The sequence below is a fragment of the Actinoallomurus acanthiterrae genome (assembly GCF_054775715.1).
The window spans coordinates 4,562,584-4,576,519 of sequence record NZ_BAAHCO010000001.1; the positions used below are offsets into that span (position 1 = coordinate 4,562,584).

Below are 13,936 nucleotides of genomic sequence, written 5' to 3' on the forward strand. Positions count from 1 at the left end.
TCAGGACGCGGAGAGGAGCGAGCGAGCGTGATGATGCAGGGGGATGACGCTGTCGAGGTAGTCGCCGCGGTCGGCGCGAAGAAGCATTCGGGTGATCACGAAGAGCTGGGTTCGCGTCCCATCAGAGGTGTCGAGAACGTCGGCGAATCTGTCGTGGACCGTCTCGGCGACGTCAGGTTGCAAAAGACTGTGGCAATACAGCGTGGCGGCGTCGTAGCCGTACGGGGCCCGACCCCACAGTTCCCAGTCCAGCACGGCGAAGTCGGGAGCGGTCAGGTTGGCCCAGTGCAAGTCGCCGTGCGCGGTCGTCCATTGGTCGACCCGGGTATCGATCCGGTCGCCGAAGAAGATACGGAGCCTCCTGGAAACCTGCTCCTGGTCGACCGCGCGTCTGTCGGTGGGAAAGCCGGCGAGGTGATCGAGCCCCCGGCGTAGGTCGCCCCACCAGTCCGCAGACAGGTCGATGCCGTGTCGTAGCTCGGGCGTCGGTGAGCAGGGGCGGGTGGGGATGTAGGTCATCACCTCCGCGCGGAGCGCTTGTCCGTCGTCGGTCCACTCTCGTATGTCGATGACCTCTGGCTTGGTGATGCCGGTGATCTCGACCGCGTCCTTGTTGCCGGTCCACCAATCGCCGCTCGCCCAGGACAGGTGTTCGGTCACCACGCGGAGCCAGCGAACGGGCCCTCCGGTCACAGGGGAGGCGGCGACGCCGATGCTGCGATCGCGCCAACCGAACACCGGCCTGCCGACCAGTTCCAGACCGAAGAGCTCGGCTGCATAACCCAGGGCCGTGCGCATCCACACGCGGTGGTTCTCGTCGGCCTGCTCGGTCATCGTCTGGTGCTGTCGTCGGTGAGGTGCCGCAGGTACAGCTCGGGCTTGGCCATGAAGCGCCGCCAGTGGTCGACGAGCTGAAGCTTCTCCCAGGAGGTCCGGCGGACGCCGTGCTCGCCGAGCTCGAGGATGTCGGCACCGGGCGTCGCAGTGAGGATGGGCGAGTGGCTGGCGCAGATGACCTGGCCACCGATCTTGCCCAAGTGATCGAGGAGGGCGACCAGCCGCAGGCAGGAGGTGAACGACAGCGCCGCCTCCGGCTCGTCCATCAGATACAGGCCCGGTTCGGTGAACATGGCCTCCAGCACGGTGAAGAACCCCTCGCCGTGGCTTTGCTCGGTGAGGGACTCCTCCCAGAATCCGTACATTCCAGAGACGTTCTGGCCGAGGTTGAACAGCGTCTCGGCGCGGAAGAAGAAGCCCTTGCGCCGATGTCGCGGCCCGCGAATCAGGCGCGCACCTTCTGAAGCCAGATCGACGCGGAGTACCTCGCCGAGCGGCGTGTGGGCACTGGTGCTCGCGTACTTCGTGCCCGCCTTACCGCCCTGCGAGCTGATCTTGCACGCATCCGCGATGGCCTCGACGATCGTTGACTTCCCCGACCCGTTCTCTCCAACGAGGAAGGTCACGGGCTCGCGGAATTCCAACCCGTGAGCGTCGATCGCCGCCACGGCGGGAACACTGTACGGCCATCGCGTACGGTCGATCGGCTGGGCCGTCTCGACGCCAAGGCGTTCGACGATCACGGGTCAGATTCCTCTATCGACGGTTGTCGGGCAGTCGGCCTACTTGGGAGGGCGGCTGCTCGGCCTGCATGTCGGCCCGTACGACGGAACGCAGCCGCCTGCGGGGCGGCAATCGCCCTTCGGGCGGCAGGCCGGACTGCAACTCGGACCACACTGCGGGTCACACATCTTCGGTACGCATGGCATCTCGATGGGTGTGAAGTGTTCTTGGAGGTATTCGGTCACCGAGACCATACGCGAGCCGGCCACGATGTCGTGGAGGGTGTTGGCGCGGACGTTGCCGATCGGCAACCAGCGTGCCATCACGCATGGCCACACAGTACCGTCCGGCGCGATCGCGAGGTTACCGCTCGTGCAGGCGCCGCACAGTTGGTCAGGCCCCTGGGGGCGGTCTCGTACTCCGCGTCCGATCTGGCGGAGGTCGTCGTATCCGATGTCGGTCACCCCGAGCTCGGCGAGCATCGCCTCCGCCTGGTGGGTGCGCTGGCCGTCGCGGACGCCGACGATTCCCACTCGCAGCGGGATCTGCCTGCGTATCGCCTCCGCGATGTTGTCACGGGTCCGGGCGTGGCTCGGCCGTCCGGTGATGGCGGTGTGCTCGGCTGGATCGTCGGAGTACCAGGAGGTCGCCAGGCGCACGCCGGGGCGGGTGAAGGTCTCCCACAATGCGGGGGCGACATGCACCAGGTTGCTGAACACCTCGACCTCCAGGCCATGCGCCAGGCCATGGTCGACCAACTCTCGCAATGCGGGATGGAGGGTCGGTTCTCCGCCGATGAACTGCACCATCTGCACGCCGAGGGCGGGCATCTCCTCGATGACACGGTGCCAGTCCAACGTGGTCATCGTGCCGTGCGTACCGGTCGGGCCTGACCCGGCGTAGCAGTGCGTGCACTGCAACTGGCACTGTCCCGTGATTTCTAACCACACGAACCGCATCTGCTTTTGATGCATCTCGATGCTCCTTTCCGAGCTGCTTGTTGGGAACGTTCAGGACGTCCGTCGAGCATCTTTGGGCGTGGGCCGTGCACCAAGAATCGATCTGTCACCTATCTCCGTAGTTCATCGAGCTCGGATGCTGTGAGGGTGATACCTGGCGCGGCGATAGCGACGTGCACCGTCTTGCTGTCGGTGCCGTAAGTGGTCCAGAGCGGAAGAGCCGCGAGGGCGTTGACGATGCCAAGGCCGTATCCGTTCTCTGGCTCTGCGCTCGGGTCGATCGGATTGGGGTCTGGGTCTGTGACGGATAGGCGCACCCACCGCTCGGTACAGAGGACGCCGAGCTTGACGGGCCTGTCGTGGGTCTCCCACTGTTCCACTGCGGCTGCAGCGCGCAAGGCGTTGGTCAGCAGCTCCGAGACGAGGAGGGTGATCGCATAGGTGTGATCGTCGTCGGCGCGCTCGGAGACGACGTCGTGGGCGAAGCGGCGGCCGATGGCGACGGACGCCGCGTGGACGCGAAACGCCATCCAGGAGGGTTCCTGTCGAGCGGGCAGCCCGGCTCGAGATGAAGTGCGGCCGGTGAGAGTCACAGGCTCAGGTATCAAGGGATCGCTCCCTGCCGTAGTCGCGGAGTGAATGTCGTAACGACATGACCACTCTCCGTATCTAGTAGGTCTCGCGAGGATGATGCTTCTGCTCTGAGCATGAACACAACGCCCCGAGGGCTGATGGCCACATGAGGTCATTGATTGCTAACGTTGCGTGGCGGAGAAGAGACTCTGCCTCATGCCCGAGGCTCACAGCCCGACCGTTCGCGGCCGCAAGCTCGCAAGCGAACTCCGCCGTCTCCGCGAACGCGCCGGCCTGACGACCGAGGAGGCCGCGGCCCAGCTCGGCCAGGGCTGGAGCCGTTTCAAAGTCGCGTATATCGAGCGCGCGAAGACCAAGCCGACCACCCAGGCCATCACGGCGATGCTGAATCTGTACGGCGTCGACAGTGCCACCCGCGCGGCGCTCATCGAACTGACCAAGAACGCCTGGCGGCGAGGTTGGTGGACGGATTACTCCGACATCTTCAAAGGCACCTACCTCGCACTCGAGGACGACGCGGCGCGCATCGACGAGTGGAGTCCGCAGCTCATCCCGGGCCTTCTCCAGACCGATGAGTACGCCCGCGAAATCATCCGTGCCGGACAGCGCGGCGACGAAGCCGGCATCGACCGCCGCGTCCGGGCGCGTATGGCGCGCAAAGCCCTGCTGAGCCGTAAGGACCCGCCCGCCCCAATGCTGACCGCGGTTCTGGATGAGGCCGCGCTGCGGCGGCCGATCGGAGGTCCGGACGTCATGCGCGGTCAACTGAATACGCTGCTTGACGTCGTACGGCGGCCGAACGTGACAGTCAGGGTCCTGCCGCTAGAGGTCGGGACGCACGCCGGGCTTGACGGCCCGTTCATCATCCTCGGCTTCCCGGAAGACATCGCGCCGGACGCGGCGTATGCCGGGACCAGGCTCGGTGATGCCTTCGCGGAGAGCGCGGAGACCATACGACGGATTAAGGTGGATTTCGAAAGCCTGAAATCCATGGCGTTGTCTCCGGACGCATCAACGGAGCTCATCGCCGCCATAGCGAAGGAGTAGTTCATTCGCCATGAATCCGGAGAAGGAGCTTTCATGCCTTCCATGGCGCAAGAGCACCCGTAGCGGCGAGGCCACCAACTGTGTCGAAGTGGTCGTCCTCGAATCCTCCGTTGGCAACAGCAGGTAGCCGAGTCGGCCCGAACCCGCCTGCGCACAAAGCCAAGGCGTCGATCCCCCGGTCGTCGGGGAATACGTGATCGCCGAGGCGTTTGCGTGCAGACGGCTACTCAGCCCACCTTTCCTGGGCCGCCGGCTCGCCGCATTGGCGAGCCGACGCGGCCCAAGTTGGTGCGGGCGACCGCGTCAGGACTTGAGGGCCAGTTCGGCGAGGTGGCGGGCGATGCCGTTGACGTCGGTGTCCTGGACGTTGCTGAGCGCGACGACGGCGATGTCGTCGTCGGGCAGGTAGACGTTGCTGGCGTGGTACCCCTCGAGCAGGCCGGGGTGGTAGAGGTACCGGTGTCCGTTCAGCCGGTCGACGAGCCAGCCGAAGGCGTAGCCGCTGGAGGGCGAGTCGAGGCAGCCGCCGGAGGGGCAGTCGACCTGGGACGTGAAGGCCAGCTTCACCGTCGCCGCGGGGGCCACCAGGTTCGCGCCGAACGCGCGGTCCCAGCGGGCCATGTCGTCGACCGTGGTGTAGACGCCGCCCGCGGCGTTGGCCTGTGACCCGTTGATGTGGCCCGCGGGCTTGCCGACGGTGAGGTAGCCCTTGGCCCAGCCGTCGGGCGGGTCGGTCTCGCTGTAGCCGGTGTGCTGGAGTTGCAGCGGGGCCGTGATCTGTTGCTGGAGCACCTCGCCGTACGACCTGCCGGTCAGCTTCTCGATGATCGCTCCGGCGAGGATGTATCCCGAGTTGCTGTACTTCCAGCCGGTGCCGGGCTTGAAATCCAGCGGCTTGTTCACGAACCGGCTGATGATCTCCTTGGTCGTGGTCGGCTGGTCGAGCTTTGTGAAGAAATCTGGCATCTCGGATATATCCGGGATGCCGGAGGTGTGGACGAGGATCTCGCGCACCGTGATCGGGCGCCACGCCGTCGGGCAGGCCTTGATGTAGGTGGGCACGAGGTACGGGCAGACCTTGTCGTCGAGCTTCACCTTGCCCTGGTCCTGCAGCTTCAGCACCAGCATGGCGGTGAACTGCTTGCTCACCGAGGCGATCCGGAAGATCGTGTCCGGACTGTTCGGGATGTTCTTGGCCTCGTCGGCCTTGCCCGCGGGGAAGCGGGCCAGGACCTGGCCGTGCCGGACCACCACGGCCGCGCCGGTGAACTTGCCCTTCTTCGCGAGGCCCTGAAGATAGGAGTTCATCGCCGCGGCGGTGGGGTCACCGGCGGGTGCGGGCGACGTGGCGAGCGGATTCGGGGTGGGGCTCGTCGCGGTCGCGGACGGGACGCCGTTCGCGCTCGGCGGGTGAGCCGCACCTCCGCCGGAGTCGCTGCTGCACGCGGTCGCCGCCGCGAGGACGAGAGCCAGGGCGGCGCCGGATCCGGCCATGTGTAGACGTGCCATGGTCACTCCACGGCCTGTCGGTCGCAATTGTCGAACCTGCCAATGATCACCAGGGGCATGGGACCCCTGAAGGCTATCCGCCGCCGAGGGCAAGATCGCCCGACATGCGCGCCGACGAATGAGCCTTGATTACCCAGGGTAGTGCTCGGTGCAGCGCGGCCGTTTTCGGGGGGACCTTATGCGAGCTATCACGGTGTCCGATTTCGGGGCCGAACCGGAGCTGACCGACCAGCCGGTGCCCGAGCCCGGGCAGGGCGAGATCCTCGTCCGGATGACCGCGGCCGGGCTGAACCCGTTCGACTGGAAGGTCATCGACGGTGCCGTCCCGGACGCGGTGTTCCCCCTGGTCATCGGCACCGACGGGGCGGGCACCGTCGAGCGGGTGGGACCGGGCGTCACCGCCTTCGGGCCGGGCGCCCCGGTGTTCGGGCAGTTCGGCGATCCACGGCGCGGCCGCGGGTCGTACGCCGAACGGGCCATCGCCCGCGTCGACGCCGTCGCCGAGCCGCCGCGGACGATCGCGCTGAGTGAGGCGGCGGCCGTGCCGACCGCCGGGATGACGGCGCTGAACCTCGTCGACCGGATCGGCGACGCGCACCGGCTCCTGATCACGGGAGCGACGGGAGGCGTGGGCACGTTCGCCACGCAACTCGCCGCCGCGCGCGGGATCACGGTCGTCGCCACGGCGTCCGCGAACAAGGCCGACCTGATGCGGGCGCTGGGCGCGGCCGAGATCGTCGACTACCCGGCCGGTCCCGTCGCCGACCAGATCACCTCACCGGTCGACGCCGTGATCGACCTGGTCAACGACACCGAAGGGCTGCGCCGGCTGCTGCCGGCCGTCCGTCCCGGCGGCACGGTGCTCAGCCCGGTCTTCGCGGTGCCCGAGGAGGGGTTCCCCGGGGTGGACGCGGCCAACTTCCTCAGCCAGGCGAGCACCGACCGGCTGGAACGCCTCGCCGAGGAGATCGACGCCGGCCACGTCCGCGTGCTCATCGGCGACACCGTGACCCTGCCCCAGGCGCCCGCCGCCCTCGCCCACAGCAGGACCGGCCGCGCCCGCGGCAAGACCGTCATCGTCATCTGAACCCCCGCGCGCCACGCGGCGGTGTGCCCGCACGGCCGGGGATCGCCGAGCTCGGCGGTTCACACGCCCGCTGCCCCGCCTCGGGCCGGTCGCCCACGCCCGCGGCCCCGTATCGGGCCGGTCGCCGTTTCAGGCACACCGTACGGTCGGGTGAGGCGGTCCGGCCCGGCAGACTGGGCGCATGCGTGCGAGCCGCCTGGTCTCCCTCCTTCTGCTGCTGCAGTCGCGGGGCCGCATGACCGCCCAGGAGCTGGCCGACGAGCTGGAGGTGTCCCTGCGCACCATCTACCGCGACGTCGAGTCCCTGTCGGCGGCGGGCGTGCCGGTGTACGCCGACCGCGGCCCGGCGGGCGGATACCGCCTGCTGGACGGCTACCGCACCCGTCTCACGGGGCTGACCACGGAGGAGGCCGAGTCGCTGTTCCTCACCGGCCTGCCCGGGCCCGCCGCCGAGCTCGGCCTCGGCACGGTCCTCGCGGCGGCCGAGCTGAAGCTGATGGCGGCGCTGCCCCCGCAGCTGGCCGAGCGCGCGGCACGGATCCGCGAGCGCTTCCACCTCGACGCGCCCGGCTGGTTCCACGGCGCGGAGCCCACGCCGTACCTCAACACGGTCGCCGACGCCGTGTGGAAACAGCGCCGCCTGCACATGCGCTATCGCCGCTGGAAGACGCCCACGGACATCACCCGCACCGTCGACCCGCTCGGCCTCGTGCTGAAGGCGGGCAGCTGGTACCTCATCGGCCGGTCGGACGGCGACGAGCGCACCTACCGCGTCGACCGGATCCTCGGGCTGCAGATGCTCGAGGAGGAGTTCGAGCGGCCCGAGGACTTCGACCTCACCGAGTTCTGGCGGTCCTACCTCGAGCGGTTCCGCAGCGGGATGTTCACCGGCGAGGCGGTGGTCCGGTTCTCCCCGGACGGGATGCGGGCCATTCGCCACCTGCTCACCCCGGAGGTGATCCGCGCGGCCCAGCGCAACGCCGGGCCGCCGGACGAGGACGGCTGGGTGCGCACCGTCATCCCCATCGAGTCCGTACGCCACGCCCACACCGATCTGCTGAAGTTCGGCGCCGACGCCGAGGTCCTGGAGCCCCCGGAGCTGCGCGACCGCATCGTCGGATCGGCACGCGCCATCCTCGCCCGCTACGACGCCTGACGCGCCCGCACACGCCGGCCACGGAGACGCGGGTGCGTCAGGACACCGAGGCGGGTTCGGAGCGGAGCTCGTCGTCGCGGCGGGCCTCGCGGGCCTCGCGGTCCGTCATCCCCCAGGCTGTCAGTGCGGCGGCGATCAGGGCCCCGGCGATGAACCACCAGGCGTTCGTGAAGGCGCGGTGGATCGCGCCGTACGTGTGCGGTGTGCCGAGCACGACGACCAGGAGGCTCACCCCGAACACGCTCCCGATCTGCCGGCTCATGTTCGCCACCGCGCTTCCGGTGGCGAACCGGCCGGGAGGGAGCTTCTCGGCGGCGGCGGCCAGGATCGTGGGCAGGGCCAGACCGGTTCCCGCGCCTCCGATGATGAGGCCCGGCAGCATCTCGGCCGCGTAGGCGGGCGTCCGCCCGACGCTCAGGCCCAGGGCGAGAGCGCCGATGCCGCACAGCAGGCAGCCCGCGGCCGTGATCAGACTCGCGGGCAACCGGCCGCTGAGGCGACCCGCCACGGCCGCGGTGAACGGGACCGTCAGCGCCGCGGGCGCGATGGCGAATCCGGTGCGGACGGCCGAGTACTGCCACGTGCCCTGCAGCCACATGATCATGGCCAGCAGGTTGGCGCTGAAGCCGATCGCGAAGAGCACCATCGTCACGTTCGACCAGGCGAACGTGCGAACGGCGAGCAACTGCGGCTCGATCACCGGCGACGGGCGCCGCGCCGAGCGAACCCAGAACCAGGCGAGCAGCAGTACGGCCACCGCCGTCAGGATCGCGATCCGGGCGCCGGGCCAGTCATTGATCTTCACCAGGGCGAGAGACAGGAGCCCGACCGACACGGTGAGCAGTCCGGCGCCCACCAGGTCGGGAAGGTCCGCGGGCGAGCCGTCGCGGGAGGCCGGAACCAGGATGACGGCTGCCAGGGCCGTCGCGAGGCCGATCGGGATGTTCACCTCGAACACCCAGCGCCATGACGCCTCGACCAGCACGCCGCCGAGGACCGGCCCGGCGGCGGCGGCGAGCGCCGAACTCGCCGACCAGATCCGTACGGCGGCGGTTCGGCGTTCCGGCGGGAACGTCGACAGCAGGACGCCGAGGCTCGCGGGGATCAGCGCCGCGGCGCCCGCCGCCTGCAGGACCCGGGACGCCACCAGCATCCAGAAGGACGTCGAGGCCGCGCACGCCTGAGAGGCGAGTGTGAATACCAGGACACCGGCGATGAGACCGCGTTTGCGGCCGTAGCGGTCGGCGAGCCGGCCCAGCGGCACCATGAGCGCGCCGAAGACGATCGCGTACGCGTTGAGCACCCAGGACAGGTCCGCGACCGAGGTCCCGCGGAAGTCGCGGCCGATGTCATTGAAGGCGACGTTCACGATGAACAGGTCGAGGGCCGCCATGAAGGAGGCCAGCGACAGTACGACGAGGAGCAGGCGGAGACGGACCTTGCTCGGGGCGGGTCCGGTCGCGGCACCTGGATCAATCGACATTGGGGCTCCTTGGCCGGCATCGGCGGCCAGGCGTCTCACGTGCCGACCCCGTTGCGCCGAAACCGACATACGGCAGCGTATGGTATCGGCCATACGCTACCGTATGGTTTCCTGGTCCGGCGCCGGGACATGACACGTCCCGCCGGGGAGGCCCACGCCCTCGATGAGGGCCGGCCTCGCCCGGCGGGACGATCGTGGATCAGATCCCCTCGCCGTGGATCAGATTCCTTCGCCCGGCCGCCGGAAGGTGTGGGTGTCATCCGCGGTGGGACCGCCCGCGACCCTGCGGTCCGACGGCTCGGCCGGCGGCACGGTGTGCTCGACCGGCCGGGGCGCCGTCTGCTCGGGCGGGGTGACGGGCACCCGGCCCGTACGGCGCGGGAACGGCTGCGTCGCCTCGATCGGGCCGGGCCGGTCCTCGGGCACCGGCCGCGGCTCCTCCACCGCCGGAGCCTCCTCGACGTACACCTCGCGCTCGGCGAGACGCGCGTCCTTGACCCCGACGACCGCGAGGCGGCCCAGCGCCACCGCGGCGAAGAACACGGCCACCACGCCCAGGCCGGACAGCAAGGCGATCTGCTCGACGACCTGCCGCGTCGTGCCACCGACGGGCGCGCCGAGCCGGTCGCCGGCGGACCACATCACGCTGAGCGGACCACCGACGACGTACCACGCGCCGCCGAGCGCGGCGATCCACGCCCCGGCCGCCGCCGTCGCCCGGTTGGCGCTGACCAGCAGGATCAAACCGCCGATCAGGAGGGCGCAGGCCGGCAGGATCTCCAGCCAGACACGCCCGGACGTGAACGACCACGCCTTGTCCGGCGTGAATGCGAAGTGGAAGTACGGACCCGCCAGTGCGGCCAAGCCGCCCCACAGGCCGAGCAGCACGAGGATCACACCGCTGAGCGCACCCCTGCTGCGAGGTACTCGAAGCATCCCGGTCATGGAAAATCAGCTCCTGAACTCTCGGGCGCCTACGGGTTACCCGGCAAGAAACCTTTCAAGCGCGTCCGTCGCCTGTGCTTTGCGGGGATGTGGGCCGGTATAACGTGCGGAGTCGTCGTCACGATGGGGGGACCGGTGTCAGAGGAAGTCGGGGCCGTTCGACACGACCACGACCTGGAGCTGCTGCGGCGGTACGAACCGATCCTCGCCTACACCAGAGGGGAGCGGTTCTTCCCCGTCGACGCCGAGGCCTACATCGGCTGCTGCAGCCTGTGGCAGGGCGACCAACGCCTCGTCGAGGCCGGGGAGCTCACGGCGGAACACCTCGTCGCGGTGTCCGCCGAGCGTCCGGACACCGCGCTGTCGCTGCTGCTCGTGCAGCGGCCCTTCGACCGGCGTGAGGTCCGCGCCCACCGCGCGGCCCGCGCCAAGCCGCCCATCGCCCGCTCCGGCCGCCTGGCCGCCGTCGGGCTGATCGGGCGGGTCTTCGACGTGGTGATGCGCGCCTCGCTGTTCCTGCGCGGCTCGGTGCCCGGCGGAGTCGCGGCGGCAGCCGCGGACCTGGACGAACGCCACCTGAGCCACGACCGGGCGACCTACTACGGCCGGGTCGTCCGCGAGGGCGGCTACACCGTGCTGCAGTACTGGTTCCTGTACGCGATGAACGACTGGCGGACGACGTTCGCCGGCGTCAACGACCACGAGGGCGACTGGGAGTCGGTCACCGTCTACCTCGCCGAGACGGAGGACGGCGTGCGGCCCGCCTGGGTCGCGGTCTCCGCGCACGACGAACGCGGCGACGACCTGCGCCGCCGCTGGGACGACCCCGACCTGCGAAAAGAAGGGGACCACCCGGTGGTCTTCGTCGGGGCCGGCTCGCACTCCGGCGCGTTCATCCCCGGCCAGTACCTCGTCACCGTGAACCCGGCGCGCCTGAAGCGCTACGTCCGCTGGGTGCAGCGGCTGATGGCGCTGGCATTCCCCTGGTCACGGGGGAAGTCGCAGCACGGCGTCGGCATCCCCTTCATCGACTACGCGCTCGGCGACGGGGAGCGGATCGGCCCCGGCCGGGCCCGTACGTGGCGGACGGTGCCCGTCTCCGACGAGACGCCGTGGGTCCGGGGGTTCCGCGGGCTGTGGGGGCGGGACACCCGGGACTGGGTCGGCGGTGAACGGGCCCCGGCCGGGCCGCGGTACGAGCGCGACGGGCGCGTCCGGGCCCTGTGGGCCGACCCGTTGGGCTGGGCGGGGCTGCAGAAGATCACGCCGAGCCCCGAGGAGGAGCGGCGGGACCTGCGGGCGCGCATCGGCGCACTGGACGAGGAGATCAAGGCGGCCGACGCCGAGATCGAGCAGAGCCGTGCGGAACTGCGCCGGCTCCGTACGACGGCGCTGTCCCTGGCCGGGCACCGCAACACCCGGAACCTCGCCCGCCGGCGCGCGGCCGAGGTGGCCAAGGCCGAGGCCGCCCTGGCCCTGCTCGTCCGCGACCGCACCGAATTGGCGGAGGAGCGCAGCGCCCACGAGGCCACGCTGGCCCGCCCGCCGGCGCCGGAGGCCGCGCAGGCGCACCTGCGCGAGCCTCACCTGCCGTACACGCCGTTCCGGGGGCCCCGCACGAGGTTCCTGCACGCGTGGGCGGCGCTCAGCACCCCGCTGTTCCTGCTGGCACTCGTCGGCGTCTTCGTCCTCCCGCACGAGCCCCACGCGATCCTCATCTCCGCCGTCGTGCTGGTCTTCGTCACGATGGAGGCGTTCGTCCGGCGCAAGCTGCTCTCCTTCGCCACGGTCCTTCTGGTGCTGTCCGGCGGGCTGGCCGTCGCCGTGGGTCTGGGACTGGCGGTGATGTACGGCGGCCGGTACATCCTGCTGGCCCCCTTGGCCGTCGTCGCGGGGGTGCTGCTCGTCGTCAATCTCCGCGAGCTGTTCCACCGCTGAAGAACGCCTCGTCGACCTGCTCGGCCGGCGGCCGGGCCGACGACCGGTTGTCGAGGACCGTGTGCGGCACGACCGGCGGCTCGTCGACCCGAACGCCGGCGAGGAACTGTTCGAACAGCTCCAGCTTTCCGGCGTCCCGCTCCAGGCCCCGGCTCAGCAGCCGCGCGCGGAGCGTCTCGGCGTCGGACCGCACCCACACGAGGTGAACGGGCGGCCCACCCAGTTCCTCGACCAACGCCCGCCAGCGCGCGGCGTCGTGGACCTGGCCGGTGAAAGGGGCGCTCAGCAGCACCGGGCAGCCGTGCGACCGGATCTCCCGAGCCGTCGCCGTCATCCCGGCGTACTCGTGTCCCTTGATGTGCTCGTCGTACCAGGGCCCCTCGCGCTCGCCGTTCGGCCGCCCGGAAGCCCGGAGCGTCGCCGAGACGAACGGCCCGTACATCGTGTCCTTGTCCAGCAGGGCGGGCACCGGCCGCAGCCGGTCGAGCAGCAGCCGCGCCACCGTCGACTTCCCACTCGCGGGCGGGCCCGCCACGATCCACACCTCCGCCGGATCCACATCGCGCATGGCCCGATCCTGCCCTGTCCCGGGGACCGGCCCGTGCCCGGCATGCGACGAGCCTCCCTCCCGGAGCGGGACGGAGGCTCGTACGGGCGCTGCTGACGATCAGGCCCGGCTCATCTGGGTCAGGCTTCTCGTGCGGCGGACGGGGAGGCGATCGCGGTCACCTCGACGCACTCGCCGCCGCTTCCGCCGCTGCGGCTGCTCTTGCGCCACTGCGCCGCTGACAGGTCGGGCGTGTTCATAGGCCCTCCATGATCGACTTGATCAACTTTCGGGACTCCGCCACTGGCAGGGCATGTCCCCTGATCAAGTCGTACCTTACGTGGAAGTCCGCGACCCCGGCCGGGTCTTCCACGACTTGCCCGCGACCTGCGGCTTCGGTGTACGCGAGGTCGGGCCGACCGTCAAAGCGAAGCAAGGTGAAGCTGCCTTCCAGGCCGGCATAGGCGCCCGCGCTGATCGGCACGACCTCGATCATGATGTTGGGGCGTTCGGACGCTTCCAGCAGATGCTGGAGTTGACCACGCATGATGTCCGGACCGCCGACCATGCAATGCAGGGCTCTCTCGTCGAAGGTGGCCCACAGGCGTGGCGGCTTGTCGCGGGCGAGGATCGCCTGACGCTCCATGCGCGAAGCGATGAACCGGTCGACCACGTTCGGCTGCTGTACGGTCAGCAGGATCTCGCGAGCGTACTCTTCGGTCTGAAGCAGGCCGGTGACCAGCAGGAGTCCGAAGACCCGTATCGCGTCCGCTTGGGCTTCGCGCTCGACGAAGTCGGAGAATCCCGGCGGCAGGGCGGCGAGGTGGCGGGTGTCGTTGACCAGCTTCCAAAGCCGGACGAACAGGCCGTTGGTCCTGAAGAACGTGTCCGTGTCCTCGGCGAACTTCTTCGACGGGATGTTCTTGGCGCCTTCGAGCTGACTGATCAGCTGCGGCGTGTATCCGAGCGTCTCGGCGAGCTCGACCTTCGACAGCCCGGCGTCGCTGCGCTATGTCTCCAGCTCAGCGGCGAACGCTCGGATCGTGGGGGACTCGTATGGGTCGCGCTGTGCCACCATGGCCGGCCTCCGGGGGTAAGCCGCGTTGGGTCT

The 13,936-nt window shown here is 69.6% G+C and carries 15 protein-coding genes; 5 read left to right on the plus strand and 10 right to left on the minus strand.

Features of this window, described 5'->3' with window-relative positions:
* The 4 genes from ACYVF7_RS21985 to ACYVF7_RS22000 all read right to left on the minus strand — a co-directional run bounded on the left by ACYVF7_RS21985 (position 1) and on the right by ACYVF7_RS22000 (position 3,049).
* Positions 1-834: an aminoglycoside phosphotransferase gene (locus tag ACYVF7_RS21985; RefSeq protein WP_460343633.1), complete on the minus strand. Its 834-nt coding sequence runs from the start codon at positions 832-834 to the stop codon at positions 1-3.
* Positions 831-1,580, minus strand: a complete 750-nt coding sequence (locus ACYVF7_RS21990) for an AAA family ATPase (RefSeq protein ID WP_460343636.1) — start codon at positions 1,578-1,580, stop codon at positions 831-833. Before ACYVF7_RS21990 ends, ACYVF7_RS21985 begins: the two co-directional genes overlap by 4 nt.
* Before the next feature lie 39 nt (positions 1,581-1,619).
* Positions 1,620-2,534, minus strand: a complete 915-nt coding sequence (locus ACYVF7_RS21995; RefSeq protein WP_460343638.1) for a radical SAM protein — start codon at positions 2,532-2,534, stop codon at positions 1,620-1,622.
* A 95-nt stretch (positions 2,535-2,629) separates the two neighbouring features.
* Entirely contained in the window at positions 2,630-3,049 is a 420-nt protein-coding gene (locus ACYVF7_RS22000) for an ATP-binding protein (protein WP_460343641.1), read from the minus strand.
* Positions 3,050-3,308: 259 nt separating this feature from the next.
* On the opposite strand from ACYVF7_RS22000, the gene ACYVF7_RS22005 reads away from it, so the two are divergent.
* Both ACYVF7_RS22005 and ACYVF7_RS22010 read left to right on the plus strand, forming a co-directional pair.
* Positions 3,309-4,160 carry a helix-turn-helix domain-containing protein gene (locus ACYVF7_RS22005; RefSeq protein ID WP_460343644.1) on the plus strand — a complete coding sequence of 284 codons (852 nt, stop codon included), beginning with the start codon at positions 3,309-3,311 and terminating at the stop codon, positions 4,158-4,160.
* Between the two features lie 10 nt (positions 4,161-4,170).
* Positions 4,171-4,287, plus strand: a complete 117-nt coding sequence (locus tag ACYVF7_RS22010; protein WP_460343647.1) for a DUF397 domain-containing protein — start codon at positions 4,171-4,173, stop codon at positions 4,285-4,287.
* A gap of 176 nt (positions 4,288-4,463) precedes the next feature.
* Here the strand turns inward: ACYVF7_RS22010 and ACYVF7_RS22015 are convergent, their stop codons facing one another.
* Positions 4,464-5,669 carry a serine hydrolase domain-containing protein gene (locus tag ACYVF7_RS22015; RefSeq protein WP_460343650.1) on the minus strand — a complete coding sequence of 402 codons (1,206 nt, stop codon included), beginning with the start codon at positions 5,667-5,669 and terminating at the stop codon, positions 4,464-4,466.
* A 193-nt stretch (positions 5,670-5,862) separates the two neighbouring features.
* Between ACYVF7_RS22015 and ACYVF7_RS22020 the strand changes: the two genes are divergently transcribed.
* Both ACYVF7_RS22020 and ACYVF7_RS22025 read left to right on the plus strand, forming a co-directional pair.
* Entirely contained in the window at positions 5,863-6,756 is an 894-nt protein-coding gene (locus ACYVF7_RS22020) for an NADP-dependent oxidoreductase (RefSeq protein ID WP_460343653.1), read from the plus strand.
* Positions 6,757-6,937: 181 nt separating this feature from the next.
* Positions 6,938-7,912 (plus strand): helix-turn-helix transcriptional regulator, encoded by a 975-nt coding sequence (locus ACYVF7_RS22025; RefSeq protein ID WP_460343656.1) that lies wholly within the window; start codon positions 6,938-6,940, stop codon positions 7,910-7,912.
* A 37-nt stretch (positions 7,913-7,949) separates the two neighbouring features.
* Here the strand turns inward: ACYVF7_RS22025 and ACYVF7_RS22030 are convergent, their stop codons facing one another.
* On the minus strand, positions 7,950-9,395 hold the full coding sequence (locus ACYVF7_RS22030) for an MFS transporter (RefSeq protein ID WP_460343659.1): 1,446 nt from the start codon (positions 9,393-9,395) through the stop codon (positions 7,950-7,952).
* 219 nt (positions 9,396-9,614) lie between these two features.
* Positions 9,615-10,331, minus strand: coding sequence for a hypothetical protein (locus ACYVF7_RS22035; RefSeq protein ID WP_460343662.1), 717 nt, complete (start codon positions 10,329-10,331; stop codon positions 9,615-9,617).
* A gap of 144 nt (positions 10,332-10,475) precedes the next feature.
* Between ACYVF7_RS22035 and ACYVF7_RS22040 the strand changes: the two genes are divergently transcribed.
* Positions 10,476-12,278 (plus strand): hypothetical protein, encoded by a 1,803-nt coding sequence (locus ACYVF7_RS22040; RefSeq protein WP_460343664.1) that lies wholly within the window; start codon positions 10,476-10,478, stop codon positions 12,276-12,278.
* On the opposite strand, the gene ACYVF7_RS22045 is transcribed toward ACYVF7_RS22040, so the two are convergent.
* From ACYVF7_RS22045 to ACYVF7_RS22055, 3 genes are all read right to left on the minus strand, one after another.
* Entirely contained in the window at positions 12,250-12,846 is a 597-nt protein-coding gene (locus ACYVF7_RS22045) for an AAA family ATPase (RefSeq protein ID WP_460343667.1), read from the minus strand. The two genes, ACYVF7_RS22040 and ACYVF7_RS22045, sit on opposite strands and share 29 nt — an antisense overlap.
* A gap of 119 nt (positions 12,847-12,965) precedes the next feature.
* Complete coding sequence (locus ACYVF7_RS22050) at positions 12,966-13,085, minus strand: DUF397 domain-containing protein (protein WP_460343670.1); 120 nt, start codon at positions 13,083-13,085, stop codon at positions 12,966-12,968.
* Entirely contained in the window at positions 13,082-13,819 is a 738-nt protein-coding gene (locus ACYVF7_RS22055; RefSeq protein ID WP_460358041.1) for a DUF5753 domain-containing protein, read from the minus strand. The genes ACYVF7_RS22050 and ACYVF7_RS22055 overlap by 4 nt, the downstream gene beginning before the upstream one ends.
* Between the last annotated feature and the right edge of the window lie 117 nt (positions 13,820-13,936).

Coding starts and splice junctions, on each gene's coding strand:
- ACYVF7_RS22000 (WP_460343641.1), bottom strand. CDS start 3,049: ATGGCGTTTCGCGTCCACGCGGCGTCCGTCGCCATCGGCCGCCGCTTC.
- ACYVF7_RS22015 (WP_460343650.1), bottom strand. CDS start 5,669: ATGGCACGTCTACACATGGCCGGATCCGGCGCCGCCCTGGCTCTCGTC.
- ACYVF7_RS22010 (WP_460343647.1), top strand. CDS start 4,171: ATGAATCCGGAGAAGGAGCTTTCATGCCTTCCATGGCGCAAGAGCACC.
- ACYVF7_RS22050 (WP_460343670.1), bottom strand. CDS start 13,085: ATGAACACGCCCGACCTGTCAGCGGCGCAGTGGCGCAAGAGCAGCCGC.
- ACYVF7_RS22025 (WP_460343656.1), top strand. CDS start 6,938: ATGCGTGCGAGCCGCCTGGTCTCCCTCCTTCTGCTGCTGCAGTCGCGG.
- ACYVF7_RS22005 (WP_460343644.1), top strand. CDS start 3,309: ATGCCCGAGGCTCACAGCCCGACCGTTCGCGGCCGCAAGCTCGCAAGC.
- ACYVF7_RS21985 (WP_460343633.1), bottom strand. CDS start 834: ATGACCGAGCAGGCCGACGAGAACCACCGCGTGTGGATGCGCACGGCC.
- ACYVF7_RS22030 (WP_460343659.1), bottom strand. CDS start 9,395: ATGTCGATTGATCCAGGTGCCGCGACCGGACCCGCCCCGAGCAAGGTC.
- ACYVF7_RS22035 (WP_460343662.1), bottom strand. CDS start 10,331: ATGCTTCGAGTACCTCGCAGCAGGGGTGCGCTCAGCGGTGTGATCCTC.
- ACYVF7_RS21995 (WP_460343638.1), bottom strand. CDS start 2,534: ATGCATCAAAAGCAGATGCGGTTCGTGTGGTTAGAAATCACGGGACAG.
- ACYVF7_RS22045 (WP_460343667.1), bottom strand. CDS start 12,846: ATGCGCGATGTGGATCCGGCGGAGGTGTGGATCGTGGCGGGCCCGCCC.